Genomic DNA, 14,118 nt, shown 5'->3' on the forward strand with positions numbered 1-14,118 from the left:
TTCACACCCCCACTTGCAGGAACTCTTTGGCGATGGCCCGGATCTCTTCGGCGGATTTGCCATCCGGCTCGATCTCCATCACCGACAGTCCCTTCTCTTCGCTGTCGTCATAGATGTTGCGGCCATAGGTGATGGCGTTCAGGACGTCGACACCGAACGAGGAGCAAACCTCTTTCGCCTCCAGAATGCGTTTTACCTGATTGGGCAGGGCGGGGCACTGGGTCAGCACTACGGCTGCATTGAGGGTCGGATTGACCATCTTGCAGGTAGTGATGAGATCTTCCATGTGGGGCAGGGTCTTGAGGTCGCGACGTTTCGGGCGCAAGGGGATAAGGGCGTGGGTGGCGACAGCCATGGTGGAGCGCAGAGCCCGGTTGTCTTGCCCGCCACAATCGACGATGACGTAGTCGTAGCGGTTTTTCAGGCTGAGCAGGTCGTTGCGAATATTGCCATAGAGCTGCACGCAGTTGATTTGTGGTAGCTCAGGGTTGTCATTGCGCTCCTGAATCCAGTCAGAGGTGGTGCGCTGCGGGTCGCAGTCGACCAGTAACACCTCCCCCTGAAATTGGGATCTGAGGTAGACCGCCAGATTTTGTGCCAGGCAGCTCTTGCCACTCCCCCCCTTCTCTCCACCGACCAACAAGATCATGACGTTCCCCTATCCATGAGAAAACCGCTGATTTCAGTATAGGAGGGGCCAGTCTCATCACAAGGCGAGAGGAGTGATGCTCCTCTCGTTGTTTCGACTAGTAATGAACGCTGCCTCCCTGCCAGCGGCAGACATAGTCAGGCACCAGCATCTGGGGGGCCTTGTCAACATGGCATACCACCATGGGCATGGCAGGGGCTCCTTCAGCCTGACTGAGGGTGGGGAGCGCAGAGAGCAGCAAAGTCGCGAGCAACAGCATGGGTTTCATCTTCATAACAACTCCTTGGTAGTGCCATTCCTGTGTGATCTGGATCACTTTCTGAGTTAAGTCGAGGTTGGCGCCAGCGCAAGGTGAGACGAATAAATTCAATTAATGAAAAAAGTATCAAAAGGCGTTGTGGTGACCGACGAGGATGGTTGCCCACCTTGATGCGGACTTTGTGCATATTAAGTTGAAGCGCACAAAGAGGTGGTGACTTATGGGGCCGAGCCTGATGGGGTTGGCATCAATGCCATGATCTGGAACAAGAAAAGATTTATGCAGTGAATGTGGTCGATGTGAGTATTTATTTCTCCCGTGTTCATCCCGTCACGGCGATGTATTCAATACCTAGGGAATAATATTCAAATTATATTTGTAAAGTTATTTATAGTAATGATTTTTAACGGTTTTTGTTATTTTCATTTAATCACTCCAGTGAACTGGCATGAATAAAAAATGAATCAATCTGAAATATAGCAGGGTGGTTTTGCATGGTTATTCGGTGCGCTTTGTGTGGAAAATGCGCAATTTGCTACCGGGGTCATAGATTGGATGGTGAATATATTCAGTTCTGAGTGAATGTGATCAATGTCTAAGTTTGTCGTGATTCGCAGGGCTAACCTCGGTCTCGAAAGGCAAGGGCAGGATAGAACATAAGCCGGTTACCCTACATAAAGAATATCCCGCCTTAGCCACGAGCATGAATAGAAGGAATCTATTCAATCACTCGCAGGGACCATTGCTAGACGGAATATAATCATGAGCAAATTTTATGTAGGTTCTGAAGTTGGCCAATTGCGCCGTGTCATGTTGCACCGCCCCAACCTCAGTCTGAAGCGTCTGACTCCTTCCAACTGCCAGGATCTGCTGTTCGATGACGTCCTGTCAGTTGAACGCGCCGGTCAGGAGCACGACAAATTCGCTCAGGTACTGCGCGATCAGAATGTCGAAGTTTTCCTGCTGACCAATCTGCTGGCGGAAACCCTGGATGTGCCGGAAGCCAAAACCTGGCTGCTGCAACATCAGGTCTCCGACTACCGCCTCGGCTCTTCTTTTGCCAACGATGTGCGCTGCTTCCTGGCTGACATGCCGCACCGCGAACTGGCCCGCATTCTCTCCGGCGGTCTGACTTACTCCGAGATGCCCTACAGCGGCGTCAACATGGTAGTTGGCATGCACGCTCCGACCGATTTCATCATCGAACCGCTGCCCAACCACCTCTTCACCCGTGACACCTCCTGCTGGGTTTATGGCGGCGTCTCCATCAACCCGATGGCCAAGCCGGCTCGTCGCCGCGAGACCAACCATGTGAAGGCCATCTACCGCTGGCACCCGATGTTTGCCGGTCAGGACTTCATCAAGTACTTCGGTGACGAGGAGCGTGACTACGACAACTCCACCATCGAGGGTGGCGACGTACTGGTTATCGGCCGCGGTGCCGTGCTGATCGGCATGTCCGAGCGCACCACCCCGCAAGGTGTCGAGCACCTGGCTCGCAGCCTGTTCAAACACGGTCAGGCCAAACAGGTCATCGCCATGGAGCTGCCGAAGCACCGCAGCTGTATGCACCTGGATACCGTCATGACCCACATGGATATCGACACCTTCTCCGTCTATCCGGAAGTGATCCGCAAGGATGTGCAGTGCTGGAGCCTGACTCCGGGCGGCGCCACTGGCATGAACATCAAGGAAGAGGGTTACTTCGTCACCGCTATCGAGAAAGCACTGGGCGTCGATCAGCTGAAGATCATCACCACTGGCGGTGACAGCTTCGAAGCCGAACGCGAGCAGTGGAACGACGCCAACAACGTACTGACAGTACGTCCCGGCGTGGTGGTGGGTTACGAGCGCAATACCTACACCAATGAGAAATATGACAAAGCCGGTATCACAGTCCTCTCCATCCCAGGTGATGAACTGGGCCGTGGCCGCGGTGGCGCCCGCTGCATGAGCTGCCCGATGGAACGCGACAGCATCTGATGAGACGGCGTGGCGCTGGCAGAAGCTGGTGCCACACAGAACCAAACTCGAGATTAACCACTATGAAAAAACCAACTGTCGTCGTCGCTCTGGGTGGCAATGCACTGCTCCGTCGTGGTGAGCCACTGGAAGCGGATATCCAGCGCAAGAACATCGCCACAGCCGCCAAGACTATCGCCCTGATTGCTCAGGAGTACAACGTGGTGCTGGTGCATGGCAACGGTCCGCAAGTCGGTCTGCTGGCCCTGCAAAACAGCGCCTACACCAAGGTATCCCCCTATCCGCTGGATGTGCTGGGTGCCGAGTCCCAAGGCATGATCGGCTACATGCTGATCCAGGAGCTGAAAAACCTGATGCCGAGCCGCAACGTCACCGCGCTGCTGACTCAGGTGCAGGTCGATCCCAAGGATCCGGCATTTGCCAACCCGACCAAATTTATCGGCCCCGTCTACGAAGAGGCTGAAGCCCGCACCCTGGCAGAAGAGAAGCACTGGGTGGTCAAGGCTGACGGCAAGTTCTTCCGCCGTGTAGTGCCGTCCCCGCTGCCCCAGCGCATCGTTGAAGGCGACGCCATCGAAACCCTGATTGCCCAGGGCCACCTCATCATCTGTACCGGTGGTGGTGGCATCCCTGTGACCTGGGATGGCCAGAGCCTGACCGGTATCGAAGCCGTCATCGACAAGGACATGTCTGCCGCTTATCTGGCCAAGCAGATCAAGGCCGACGCCCTGCTGATCCTGACCGACGCCGATGCCGTCTATCTGGATTGGGGCAAGCCGACCCAGCGTCCGCTGCGAGTCACCAGCCCGGACGAGCTGGCCGGGGTCAAGTTCGATGCAGGTTCCATGGGACCGAAAGTCGAAGCCTCTTGTGAATTTGTCAAAGCGACCGGCGGCATGGTCGGCATCGGCTCGCTGGAAGATGGCCTCGCCATCCTCAAGGGTGAAGCCGGCACCAATATCGTCGCCACCCGCACCGTACATGCGTAATTACCGATATCTGTACTGAGAATGCGTAGTCAACACTACTGCCCGAACTGGTCTGAAACATATATAGAGAGAACTCATCATGGCTTTTAATCTGCGTAACCGTAACTTCCTGAAACTGCTGGACTTCACCCCGCGCGAAATCCAATACATGATCGACCTGGCCATCGACCTGAAAAAAGCCAAATACGGTGGCTACGAGCGCAAGCATCTGGTCGGCAAGAACATCGCCCTGATTTTCGAGAAGACCTCCACCCGTACCCGCTGTGCGTTTGAAGTGGCGGCCTTCGACCAGGGCGCGCAAGTCTCCTACCTTGGCCCGAGCGGTTCCCAAATCGGTCACAAGGAGTCCATGAAGGACACCGCCCGTGTACTGGGTCGCATGTATGACGGTATCGAATACCGCGGCTACGGTCAGGAGATCGTGGAAGAGCTTGGCGCCTACGCCGGAGTCCCGGTCTGGAACGGCCTGACCAACGAATTCCACCCGACCCAGATCCTGGCCGACTTCATGACCATGCTGGAGCACGGCAAGGGCAAGCGTCTGGATCAAATCAAGTTCGCCTACCTGGGTGATGCCCGCAACAACATGGGTAACTCCCTGATGGTCGGCGCCGCCAAAATGGGTATGGATATCCGTCTGGTCGCTCCGAAAGCCTTCTGGCCGGAAGAGGAGCTGGTTGCCAAGTGCCGCCTGATCGCCGAAGAGACCGGCGCACGCATCACCCTGACCGAAGATGTGAAAGAGGGTGTACTGGGTGCTGACTTCCTCTACACCGACGTCTGGGTATCCATGGGTGAAGCGAAAGAAGCCTGGGATCAGCGCGTCAAACTGATGACTCCGTATCAGGTCAACATGGATGTCATCAACGCCACCAAGAACCCGGATGTGAAGTTCATGCACTGCCTGCCCGCGTTCCACAACGACGAGACCACCATGGGCAAGGAAGTGGCTGACAAATATGGCATGAAAGGCCTGGAAGTGACCGAGGACGTGTTCGAATCCGAGCACAGCATCGTGTTCGACGAGGCCGAAAACCGGATGCACACCATCAAGGCAGTGATGGTTGCTACGCTGGGCGACTAAGGTCGCAGTAGTGGTGCCGGGGGGCGACCCCCGGCTTTTCGACCATGTGACAGCGGCATAATACCTCTAACCCTACAACCCGCAGCCTGCATGGATACCACACCCACAGAAGGAAGCTGGACCATGACCAAATTCAAGTTCCCGTCAGCCTACACGATACTGTTTGTGCTGATCGCCCTGGTGGCCGCCCTGAGCTGGATAGTGCCGGCCGGCAAATATGAGATGACCATGAACGAAGCCCTCGGCAAAGAAGTGCCGGTGGCGGGTACCTACAAACTGGTGGAGGGGAATCCCCAGGGGATCGTCGATGTGCTGCTGGCACCTATCGATGGCCTCTACAACCACGACACCTATGAGGCTGGCGCCATCGACGTCTCCCTCTTTATCCTGATCATCGGTGGTTTTCTTGGCATTGTGACCAAGACAGGTGCCATCGATGCCGGTATTGAACGTGTGACCGACCGTCTGCGTGGCCGGGAAGAGTGGATGATCCCGATCCTGATGGCGCTGTTCGCCGCAGGCGGCACCATCTACGGGATGGCCGAAGAGTCGCTGCCGTTCTACACCCTGCTGGTGCCGGTGATGATGGCCGCCCGCTTCGACCCTGTGGTGGCTGCAGCAACCGTATTGCTGGGTGCCGGTATCGGTACTCTGGGTTCCACCATCAACCCGTTTGCCACCGTTATTGCCGCCAACGCCGCGGGTATCTCCTTCACCGACGGTATCTGGCTGCGCGTTGCCATGCTGGTCGCCGGTTGGCTGCTCTGCGTTGCCTACGTCATGCGTTACGCCAAGATGGTGCGCAGCGACCCGAGCAAATCCCTGGTGGCTGACAAGTGGGAAGAGAACCGTGCCCACTTCCTTGGCAACAAGAGCGACCAGATGCTGGAGTTCACCCTGACCCGTAAAATCGTGCTGGGTATCTTCGTCGCCGCCTTCGCCGTGATGATCTACGGTGTGGCCGTGCTGGGCTGGTGGATGGCGCAGATCTCCGGCGTGTTCCTGGCTGCCGCCATCATCGTCGGTCTCATCTCCCGCATGAGCGAAGAGGAGCTGACCTCCAACTTTATCGACGGTGCCCGCGACCTGCTGGGGGTGGCGCTGATCATCGGTATCGCCCGCGGTATCGTGGTGGTAATGGATAACGGCATGATCACTCACACCATTTTGCACAGTGCAGAAGGGATCGTGACCGGCCTCTCCACCATCGTCTTTATCAACGTGATGTTCGTGCTGGAAGTGGTGCTCTCCTTCCTGGTGCCGTCCTCCTCCGGTCTGGCCGTACTGACCATGCCGATCATGGCGCCGCTGGCCGACTTCGCCAACGTGGGCCGCGATCTGGTGGTGACTGCTTACCAGTCAGCCTCCGGTCTGGTGAACCTGGTGACCCCGACCTCCGCCGTGGTCATGGGTGGCCTAGCAATTGCCAAGGTGCCTTATGTGCGCTGGCTGAAGTGGGTGGCTCCGCTGCTCGGTATCCTGACCGTGCTGATCGTGGTCTGCCTGAGCCTGGGCGCCGTGCTCTCCTGAGGGATAACAAGCAAGATGAAACGGGAGCCTGCGGGCTCCCGTTTTTTATGGGCGCAAGAAGTGATGGACACAAAATAGCAGGCAACAAAAAGGCGACCCGCGGGTCGCCTCAGTGCATTTGGGGGAGAGAGCTTAGCGGGCCTGCGCCAGCGTGCGCACCACGGCGGCGTGGGCCTGACGGGTGCGGCTGATATGGCGCGGCGCGACCAGCACCACGTCATTGCCCGCAACGGCGCCCATGATCTCGGGATTGGCGTTGCGATCCAGCAGGCGAGCCACCACGGTGGCGGCCCCCGGAGTGGTGTGGATCAGCACCATCTGCTGGTTGTGCACCACTTCGCGTACCATGTCGTGGATCGAGCGGGTGCTTCCAGCGGGTTCCAGCTGCTCATCGACCAGGGTGTAGACCTTCTTGCCGTTGGCATTCTGCGCCTTGGCCACGCCGAGACGGCGCAGCAGGCGGGAGATGGTAGATTGGCTGATGTCGGCAAAGCCGCGCTCCGACAGCTCGCGACGGATCTCTTCCTGGGTGCTGTAGCAGTGCTGACCGATGATCTGGCGACAGGCATCCAGCTGGGCCAGGTCGGGCTCTTGGGCAACGGGACGACTGAGGGTTTTGACCACGGCGACTTCCTTTGATGATGACCGGAGGTAAACGCGCGATATCTGCCATAGCAGTCAGTTATCAGGCAAAAACACTGATAATCCATCTATATGCAGGGAATGAGCGGGCATTACCATCTTGCGATGGCAAATTATAGCTGACTGGAAATTCGGTGATGTGACAGGGTTCAAAAATGGGCCCCGCGGGGCCCAATCAGATATCAGTAACGCTCGCTGACGATGTCCTGAGTGAAGGACTTCTCGCAATATTTGCACTTCATCCGTACCACGCCTTTCACTTCGCGCACCCGGAAGTAGCTGTCTACCGGCTCGTTGTGGGTGATGCAGTTGGAGTTGGGACAGTGGAACACCCCGGCGATGAACTCCGGCAGCTCCAGCTGGTGCTTCTTCACCACATTGAAGTCTTCGATGATGTTGACGGTCGCTTTCGGGGCGAACAGCGCCAGCTGGTTGGCCTGTTGCTCGGTCAGACGGGTGTTCTCAATCTTGATGAGATCCTTCTTGCCCAGAGCGCCGGATTTCAGGTTGAAGCCGACGGTGATCCGCTCCTGGGTTTCAACCAGCTGGAACAGCTTGAGGATCTTGATGCCCTGGCCAGCGGGGATGTGATCGATGACGGAGCCGTGACGGATGGCTTCGACTTGCAGTTGGTTCTTGTCAGACATGATATTCCCCTAAGCTCAGACAGTTTCGTTCAGTACCAGTGCCAGCAGCGCCTGGCGTGCATAGACCCCGTTCTCCGCCTGCTGGAAGTAGCAAGCGTGGGGAGTCTTGTCGACCGCCACATCGATCTCGTCGACGCGGGGCAGGGGATGCAGGATCTTCATGGTGGGCTTGGCCCCTTCTAGGGTTGCCAGCTCCAGAATGAACTTGGCGGCCATGTGCTTGTATTCGGTCTCGTCGAAGCGCTCTTTCTGGACGCGGGTCATGTAGAGAATGTCCAGCTCCGGCATCACCTCTTCCATGGTCTGGTGGACGCTGAACTGGATGCCCTTCTCTTCCAGCTCTTCGCAGATGTAGTCCGGCATCGCCAGCGCTTCCGGGGAGATGAAGAAGAAGCGGCAGTTGAACAGGCTGAGGGCCTGAGCCAGCGAGTGCACGGTGCGGCCATATTTCAGGTCACCGACGAAGGCGACGTTGAGGTTGTCCAGACGACCCTGGGTCTCATGGATGGTGAACAGGTCGAGCAGGGTCTGGCTCGGATGCTGGTTGGAGCCGTCGCCGCCGTTGATGACCGGCACGCGGGAGAACTCGGAGGCCAGACGGGCCGCGCCCTCTTTCGGGTGGCGCATCACCACCGCATCCGAGTAGGAGCCGATGATCTTGATGGAGTCAGCCAGCGTCTCGCCCTTCTTGGCGCTGGTGTTGCCACCGTCGGCGAAGCCGATGATGTTGCCGCCAAGGCGCTGTACCGCGGTCTCGAACGAGAGGCGGGTGCGGGTGGAGGCTTCGAAGAAGCAGCTGGCAACCAGCTTGTCTTTCAACAGGCTGGTGTCAGGTTCAGCCTTCAACCGTTGTGCGGTTGAGACTACCAGTTCCATTTCTGACCGGGTCAGGTCCGAAATGGAGATGACATGTTTCTTATAGAGTGGATTGGTCATCGTCTGCATTCCCTTTGACATCATTGGAGGTTTTTCGGGCACAAAAAAAAGCCCCTGAAACAGGGGCTTTTTTTAAAAATAACTGGGGATCTTTGGGGTGGGAACCGGAAACAACGGGGCCGCTCTGGTGCGCACCACCCGTCTGCAAGGCTGTTTTCTGAATCAAAAACTGCATCGTTTCGTCCCGACCTTTTTCAAAACCGGACAGATTATAGGGCCGCTTTTTTAATTGTCAAAATTTTATTTCTGATGCCAATTTCAGCATGAAAAACGTTTAAGTGGCGGAAATATGACGACAAATCCACACTCTGTGCGTCTCTTGCAGCGATTCCCCATCGCGGACCATGGCGCGCAAATAACCGAGTCTGTGGTGCCCTTCCAGCAGGCAGTAGGGGCGGGGCAGGGGATGGCCGTTCGGGTAGCTGGCTCCCTCCTCCGGCGCCAGTACGATGACAGGTTCGGGCCAGGTGCCGTCGCTCAGCATCTTCTCGCCGAGCCAGGAGCGGCGGACATAACGGTTGCTGCGCAGCATCTCCCCCCAGCGCTCGATCACCTCCATATGGCGGGAGTCCACCTGATCCACCAGCTGCGCGGTGGGCCAGCTTTCACAGGTGAACTGATGGCTGGCGAGATCGATAAAGCTCCAATTGGACTCAAAACCGCGCCAATGGCGGTAAATCCACTGGGAAAGCACATTTTCAGGAATAAAGGGCACCAGCGGCGCGACCCGTTCAAGATAGGCGGGCAGGGCCTCTGTCTTGCGTTCATCCCTGAAATTGAGGGGCGCCAGTTGTTGGAGCAATCGGTAATTGAGCATAAGTGGCCTCCCGGTACCTGATTTCACCCTACCCCCATTTATGTCCCATTCCTACCCCGGTAGGGCTGCAAATACAGCAAGTTATCCCGCTTTGCTGCACAAACAAGCGCGACTTGTTCGGGATTTGTGCAATCGCATCGAAAGCGTAAAAAAAGCCTTTACCTTTGATCTCCACTTTGTATACTACGCCTCGTTTGTTGCAGGGGCGTAGTTCCAATTGGTAGAACAGCGGTCTCCAAAACCGATGGTTGCGGGTTCGAGTCCTGCCGCCCCTGCCATTTTCAGAAAGGCCAGCTCATTGAGCTGGCCTTTCGCATTTCCGGCGTTCGCCAATTTATCCCTCTCTCCTTTCTCTTCTCCTTCTTGCCGTTAGCAGTCCGGTGACTGTGGCCAGATTGATCTCGATGTCTGCCGCAAGAGCGTTCAATGTGCAGCAACCCGCTGTTTCAGGACGGTGACCAGCCTCTGGTGGCGGGCGGGGAGCGGCCACTCGGCGCGGTAGATCAGCCAGAGGGTGTCGATCACTTCAATGCTGCTCTGGATCACCCGGATCTTCTCCTGCTGGGCAAAGGCGGTGACGGCGAAGCGGGGCAGCACGGTAAAGCCGAGGCCACGGGCGACCGGCTCCAGGATCAGGCCGATCTGGTTGGTAAAGCCGCGCAGGGGGATCTCGTCAACGCGCTGGCCGGGGTAGCGTCGTCCCAACAGGCGTTGTGCCATGCTGCGGCCATCCGGGTGGTCGATAAAGCCGAGCTGACAGAGGTGCTGCCAGCTCTGCTCCTCGCCGTCGTTGGGCACCACCAGGCAGAGGGGTTCGCGGGCGAAGGGCTCGGCGGCGATGCTGGGGTGTTCAGGCGCTTGATCCACCAGTCCCAGATCGCTGCGCCCTGCCAGTACCGCCTGCACTATGTCGGGGGTGGGGGCAAAGCGGTGCTGGATGGTGAGTCCGGGGTGCTCCTGTTGCTGGTCGAGCAGCAGGGGATAGAGCAGCAGACCGATGCTACCCGGGGTGGACAGGGTGATGGCGCCGTGGTGAGGGTCATCGTCAGAGAGGCGTGCCCGCAGCTGTTCGGCGGCCTGCGCCTGCTGGCGGGCGAAGTCGAGCAGCATCAGCCCGCGCGGAGTGAGCTCCAGCTGACGGGGCTTGCGCAGCAGCAGGGGGCCAAATTCGGCCTCGAGACGCGAGATATGCTGGCTGACGGCGGCCTGGGTGAGATCCAGCCGCTCGGCGGCGCGGGTAAAGCTGCCGGTTTCATGCACCACCACCAGGGTGTGGAGCCAGAGTGGATTAACCATAAATTTAATTTATGCCTTCCATTAGTTTGACCTTATTTTTCATTATGTCGCCCCTTCCTATCATGTCACCTGTTTCCCACACACAATTTCAAGGTGACGTATGACTTACCCGCGCAACTTCTCCCACATCGGCATCACGGTGACTGACCTCGACAAGGCAGTCGAGTTCTATACCAAGGTGATGGGCTGGTATCTCATCATGCCGGCGACCACCATCAGCGAGGATGATTCCGCCATCGGCGTGATGTGCAACGACGTGTTTGGCCCGGGCTGGGGCTCCTTCCGCATCGCTCATCTCTCCACCGGCGACAAGATCGGCATCGAGCTGTTCGAGTTCCCCAACAGCGAGCGCCGTGAGAACAACTTCGAATTCTGGAAGACCGGGGTGTTCCACTTCAGCGTGCAGGATCCGGATGTCGAGGGGCTGGCGGCGCGCATCGTCGCGGCGGGCGGCAAGCAGCGGATGCCGGTGCGCGAGTACTACCCGGGCGAGAAGCCCTACCGCATGGTCTACATGGAAGATCCCTTCGGCAATATCGTCGAGATCTACAGCCACAGCTATGAGCTGACCTACTCCGCCGGTGCATATCAGGGGTAAGTGACAGGCCGCCTTCGGGCGGCCTGCCGCTTTGTTGTTACAACAGTCAGTAGCATGGAATAGCGATCTGGTTCACACGAATAGCGCGTTCTGTTGTTGATAGATGGGAAAATATACAGATTCACTAAAGTCTGTTCATATTGCGGCCGATAGCCTTTGATACATCAGGGTTTTCCCTGCCTGACACAACAACAAGGATTCGTCGTCATGACCCTCTCTCTGCGCGGCAAGCTGCTGGCCACCAGTCTTGGTGTGGTGCTGCTGATGGCATCACTGCTCGGCATCGTTGCCTTTCACACCCTAAAATCCCGCACCATGAGCGCCATCCAGAGCGAGGCGGTCAACTATGGCCACGCCTACTCGGTCGCCATCGGCGACTGGATGACGGATCGCAAGAACACCGTCCATGCGCTGGTCAACCTGATCAGCGATAACCCCCAAGCCGAGCTGGTGCCGCACCTGAAGCAGGCCTACACCTCCGGTGGGTTCGGCCTCACCTATTTTGGCTCCGCGCAGGGGGTGATGACCCGGCAGGATCCCTCCCTCAACACCGGTAACTATGACCCGCGCGAGCGCCCCTGGTATCAGGATGCGGTGAAAGCGGGTCAGCTCATCGTCACTGCCCCCTATGTCAGCGTCACCATGCAGAAGCTGGTGGTCACCCTCTCCGAGCCGGTGCGCCATCAGGGCGAGCTGGTCGGTGCCGTGGGGGCCAACCTGGCGCTCGACAAACTGATCGACGAAGTGCTGGCGATGAAGGTGCAGGGTGAAGGCTATGCCATGCTGCTCGATAGCAGTGGCCTCATCGTCGGCCATCCGCAGAAGGATCTGGCACTCAAGCCCATCGCCGAGCTGGCGCCGGGACTCTCTGCCGCCACCTTCCAGCAGTGGGGCCGCGAAAACAGCGAGCTGCACGCCGCCACCCTCGACGGGCGGGATGTGCTGCTGGCGGTACAACCGGTACCGGGCACCGACTGGCTGCTGGCCATGGTGATGTATCGCGATGTGCTGGAGGCGCCGCTCAGCAGTCTGCTGTGGGAGCTGGTGGGGCTGACCCTGGTGCTGATGCTGGTGTTCAGTGCCCTGCTCACCGCTACCTTCAAATACCTGTTCGCCGATCTCGGTCGGGTCGCGCACGCCCTGCACGACATTGCCCACGGCGAGGGGGATCTCACCGTTCACATCAATACCCACAGCAAGGATGAGGTGGGTCAGCTGGCCCAGAACTTCAACCAGTTTGTGGCGCGGTTGCACGGTATCGTCAGCCGGCTGCGGGATGTGACCGTCGAGCTGGCGGCACAGTCCCGTGTCCAGGCGGCCGGGGCGCAGGCCCGTAGTCAGCGGGTGCGCCAGCAGCAGGACGAGATCGTAATGGTGGCGACCGCGGTGACCGAGATGGCTTCCGCTACCCAGGAGATCGCCGGCAACGCCGAGTTTGCCGCCACTACCGCCACCGATGCGGTCGCACTGGCGGTCGCCGGTCAATCCCAGGTTGGCCAGAGTCAGCGCAGCATTACCGGTCTGGCGGACGAAGTGGCCGATGCCAGCCAGATCATCAACGAGCTCGACAGCCATGCCCAGAAGATCAGCGGCATTCTGGCGACCATCAGCGGCATCGCCGAGCAGACCAACCTGCTGGCGCTCAACGCCGCCATCGAGGCGGCGAGGGCCGGTGAGCAGGGCCGCGGTTTTGCGGTAGTCGCGGACGAGGTGCGGGTGCTGTCGCGCCGTACCCACGACTCCACCGATGAGATCCAGCAGATGATCGAGACCCTGCAGCAGACCACCCGTCGCGCCGTGGGTGGCATGGAGACCAGCCGTCAGCTGGCGGGTACCAGCGTCGAGGATGCGGAAGCGGCCAACCAGAGCCTTGCCCGGATCAACGAAGCGATCGGCTCCATCAGCGACATGGCGACCCAGATCGCGGCGGCGGCCGAGGAGCAGACCTCGGTGACCGGCGAGATCAGCCGCAATACCGAGAATATCCGCCACGTCTCGCAAGAGCTGGCCGAGCAGGCGGGCAACGAGGCGGTGCAGGCGGCCGAACTCAAGTCGCTGACCGAGCGGCTGGAGCAGGAGATCGGCCGCTTCCGGCTCTGATCCTCCGCCAACTCTCCATGAAAAAGGGCAGCCCGCGGGCTGCCCTTTGTTATTTCACGACTGGCTTAAGGGGTCTGTTTGACCCAGATAAGCTGGTCGGTGGCAAAGCCCAGCGACTTCGCCTTGGCGACCAGCGCATCCACCTTCGCCTTGGGTGGGTTGGGTGAGCGGGAGAGGATCCAGAGGTAGTCGTGGTTGTAGCTGGTCACCAGCGAGAGCTGATAATCGGGGTCGAGGTCGATGACGTTGTAGCCGCCGTAGAAGGGGCCGAAGAAGCTCACCTTGAGCCGCGCCTCGTCAGGACTATCGACGAAGTAGGCCTTGCCCTCGGCTTCGCGCCAGCTGCCATCGCTCTGCTTGCCGCGGTTGAGCACCTTGACGCCGCCATCGTCCCGCAGGCTGTAGGTGGCGCTCACCTGCTCCAGCCCCCGTTCGAAGCTGTGGTCGAGGCGGGCGATTTCGTACCAGGTGCCAAGATAACGGTCGAGCTGGAAGCCGGTAACGGGGCGAATGCCGTCGGCAATCCCGGTACAGGCCGTCAGCAGTAAAGCGGTGAACAGGCAAAGCAGTGAACGCATAAGTAATCCC

At 58.6% G+C, this 14,118-nt stretch carries 15 protein-coding genes and 1 tRNA gene; 7 read left to right on the top strand and 9 right to left on the bottom strand.

Going from position 1 to position 14,118, the window contains the following annotated elements; genetic code table 11:
* Window position 1: 1 nt before the first annotated feature.
* Both I6L47_RS15065 and I6L47_RS15070 read right to left on the bottom strand, forming a co-directional pair.
* Window positions 2–649: an AAA family ATPase gene (locus tag I6L47_RS15065; protein ID WP_216947735.1), complete on the bottom strand. Its 648-nt coding sequence runs from the start codon at window positions 647–649 to the stop codon at window positions 2–4.
* Between the two features lie 97 nt (window positions 650–746).
* Entirely contained in the window at window positions 747–923 is a 177-nt protein-coding gene (locus I6L47_RS15070) for a hypothetical protein (protein ID WP_005339717.1), read from the bottom strand.
* A 747-nt stretch (window positions 924–1,670) separates the two neighbouring features.
* Here I6L47_RS15070 and arcA point away from each other — a divergent pair.
* From arcA to I6L47_RS15090, 4 genes are all read left to right on the top strand, one after another.
* Window positions 1,671–2,891 carry an arginine deiminase gene (gene arcA, locus I6L47_RS15075; RefSeq protein ID WP_005339718.1) on the top strand — a complete coding sequence of 407 codons (1,221 nt, stop codon included), beginning with the start codon at window positions 1,671–1,673 and terminating at the stop codon, window positions 2,889–2,891.
* A gap of 62 nt (window positions 2,892–2,953) precedes the next feature.
* Window positions 2,954–3,880 (top strand): carbamate kinase, encoded by a 927-nt coding sequence (gene arcC, locus I6L47_RS15080; protein ID WP_005339719.1) that lies wholly within the window; start codon window positions 2,954–2,956, stop codon window positions 3,878–3,880.
* Window positions 3,881–3,959: 79 nt separating this feature from the next.
* Entirely contained in the window at window positions 3,960–4,964 is a 1,005-nt protein-coding gene (gene argF, locus I6L47_RS15085) for an ornithine carbamoyltransferase (protein ID WP_005339721.1), read from the top strand.
* A 123-nt stretch (window positions 4,965–5,087) separates the two neighbouring features.
* A complete protein-coding gene (locus tag I6L47_RS15090; RefSeq protein WP_005339725.1) occupies window positions 5,088–6,494 on the top strand; it encodes a YfcC family protein in 1,407 nt (468 codons plus the stop codon).
* 132 nt (window positions 6,495–6,626) lie between these two features.
* On the opposite strand, the gene I6L47_RS15095 is transcribed toward I6L47_RS15090, so the two are convergent.
* From I6L47_RS15095 to I6L47_RS15115, 5 genes are all read right to left on the bottom strand, one after another.
* Window positions 6,627–7,118 (bottom strand): arginine repressor, encoded by a 492-nt coding sequence (locus tag I6L47_RS15095; RefSeq protein ID WP_005339728.1) that lies wholly within the window; start codon window positions 7,116–7,118, stop codon window positions 6,627–6,629.
* A gap of 200 nt (window positions 7,119–7,318) precedes the next feature.
* Window positions 7,319–7,783, bottom strand: a complete 465-nt coding sequence (gene pyrI, locus I6L47_RS15100) for an aspartate carbamoyltransferase regulatory subunit (protein ID WP_216947736.1) — start codon at window positions 7,781–7,783, stop codon at window positions 7,319–7,321.
* A gap of 15 nt (window positions 7,784–7,798) precedes the next feature.
* Window positions 7,799–8,719, bottom strand: coding sequence for an aspartate carbamoyltransferase (pyrB, locus tag I6L47_RS15105; protein ID WP_005339735.1), 921 nt, complete (start codon window positions 8,717–8,719; stop codon window positions 7,799–7,801).
* The gene (locus I6L47_RS15110) at window positions 8,700–8,894 is read right to left on the bottom strand and encodes a hypothetical protein (protein WP_133249581.1); all 195 of its coding nucleotides are present in this window, start codon (window positions 8,892–8,894) and stop codon (window positions 8,700–8,702) included. The genes pyrB and I6L47_RS15110 overlap by 20 nt, the downstream gene beginning before the upstream one ends.
* A gap of 99 nt (window positions 8,895–8,993) precedes the next feature.
* Complete coding sequence (locus I6L47_RS15115) at window positions 8,994–9,536, bottom strand: hypothetical protein (protein WP_139741289.1); 543 nt, start codon at window positions 9,534–9,536, stop codon at window positions 8,994–8,996.
* A gap of 201 nt (window positions 9,537–9,737) precedes the next feature.
* Between I6L47_RS15115 and I6L47_RS15120 the strand changes: the two genes are divergently transcribed.
* Window positions 9,738–9,814 (top strand) — tRNA-Trp (locus tag I6L47_RS15120).
* 145 nt (window positions 9,815–9,959) lie between these two features.
* On the opposite strand, the gene I6L47_RS15125 is transcribed toward I6L47_RS15120, so the two are convergent.
* Window positions 9,960–10,832 (bottom strand): LysR family transcriptional regulator, encoded by an 873-nt coding sequence (locus tag I6L47_RS15125; protein ID WP_216947738.1) that lies wholly within the window; start codon window positions 10,830–10,832, stop codon window positions 9,960–9,962.
* Window positions 10,833–10,932: 100 nt separating this feature from the next.
* Here I6L47_RS15125 and I6L47_RS15130 point away from each other — a divergent pair, with 100 nt between their 5' ends.
* Complete coding sequence (locus I6L47_RS15130) at window positions 10,933–11,430, top strand: lactoylglutathione lyase family protein (protein WP_005357546.1); 498 nt, start codon at window positions 10,933–10,935, stop codon at window positions 11,428–11,430.
* Window positions 11,431–11,637: 207 nt separating this feature from the next.
* The gene (locus I6L47_RS15135; RefSeq protein WP_216947739.1) at window positions 11,638–13,530 is read left to right on the top strand and encodes a methyl-accepting chemotaxis protein; all 1,893 of its coding nucleotides are present in this window, start codon (window positions 11,638–11,640) and stop codon (window positions 13,528–13,530) included.
* 65 nt (window positions 13,531–13,595) lie between these two features.
* Here I6L47_RS15135 and I6L47_RS15140 read toward each other — a convergent pair whose 3' ends face one another.
* Window positions 13,596–14,108 (bottom strand): lipocalin family protein, encoded by a 513-nt coding sequence (locus tag I6L47_RS15140; protein ID WP_005341930.1) that lies wholly within the window; start codon window positions 14,106–14,108, stop codon window positions 13,596–13,598.
* Window positions 14,109–14,118 lie beyond the last annotated feature (10 nt).

Origin of the sequence: Aeromonas sp. FDAARGOS 1417 (assembly GCF_019046985.1) — a bacterium.
Taxonomy (GTDB): domain Bacteria; phylum Pseudomonadota; class Gammaproteobacteria; order Enterobacterales; family Aeromonadaceae; genus Aeromonas; species Aeromonas veronii.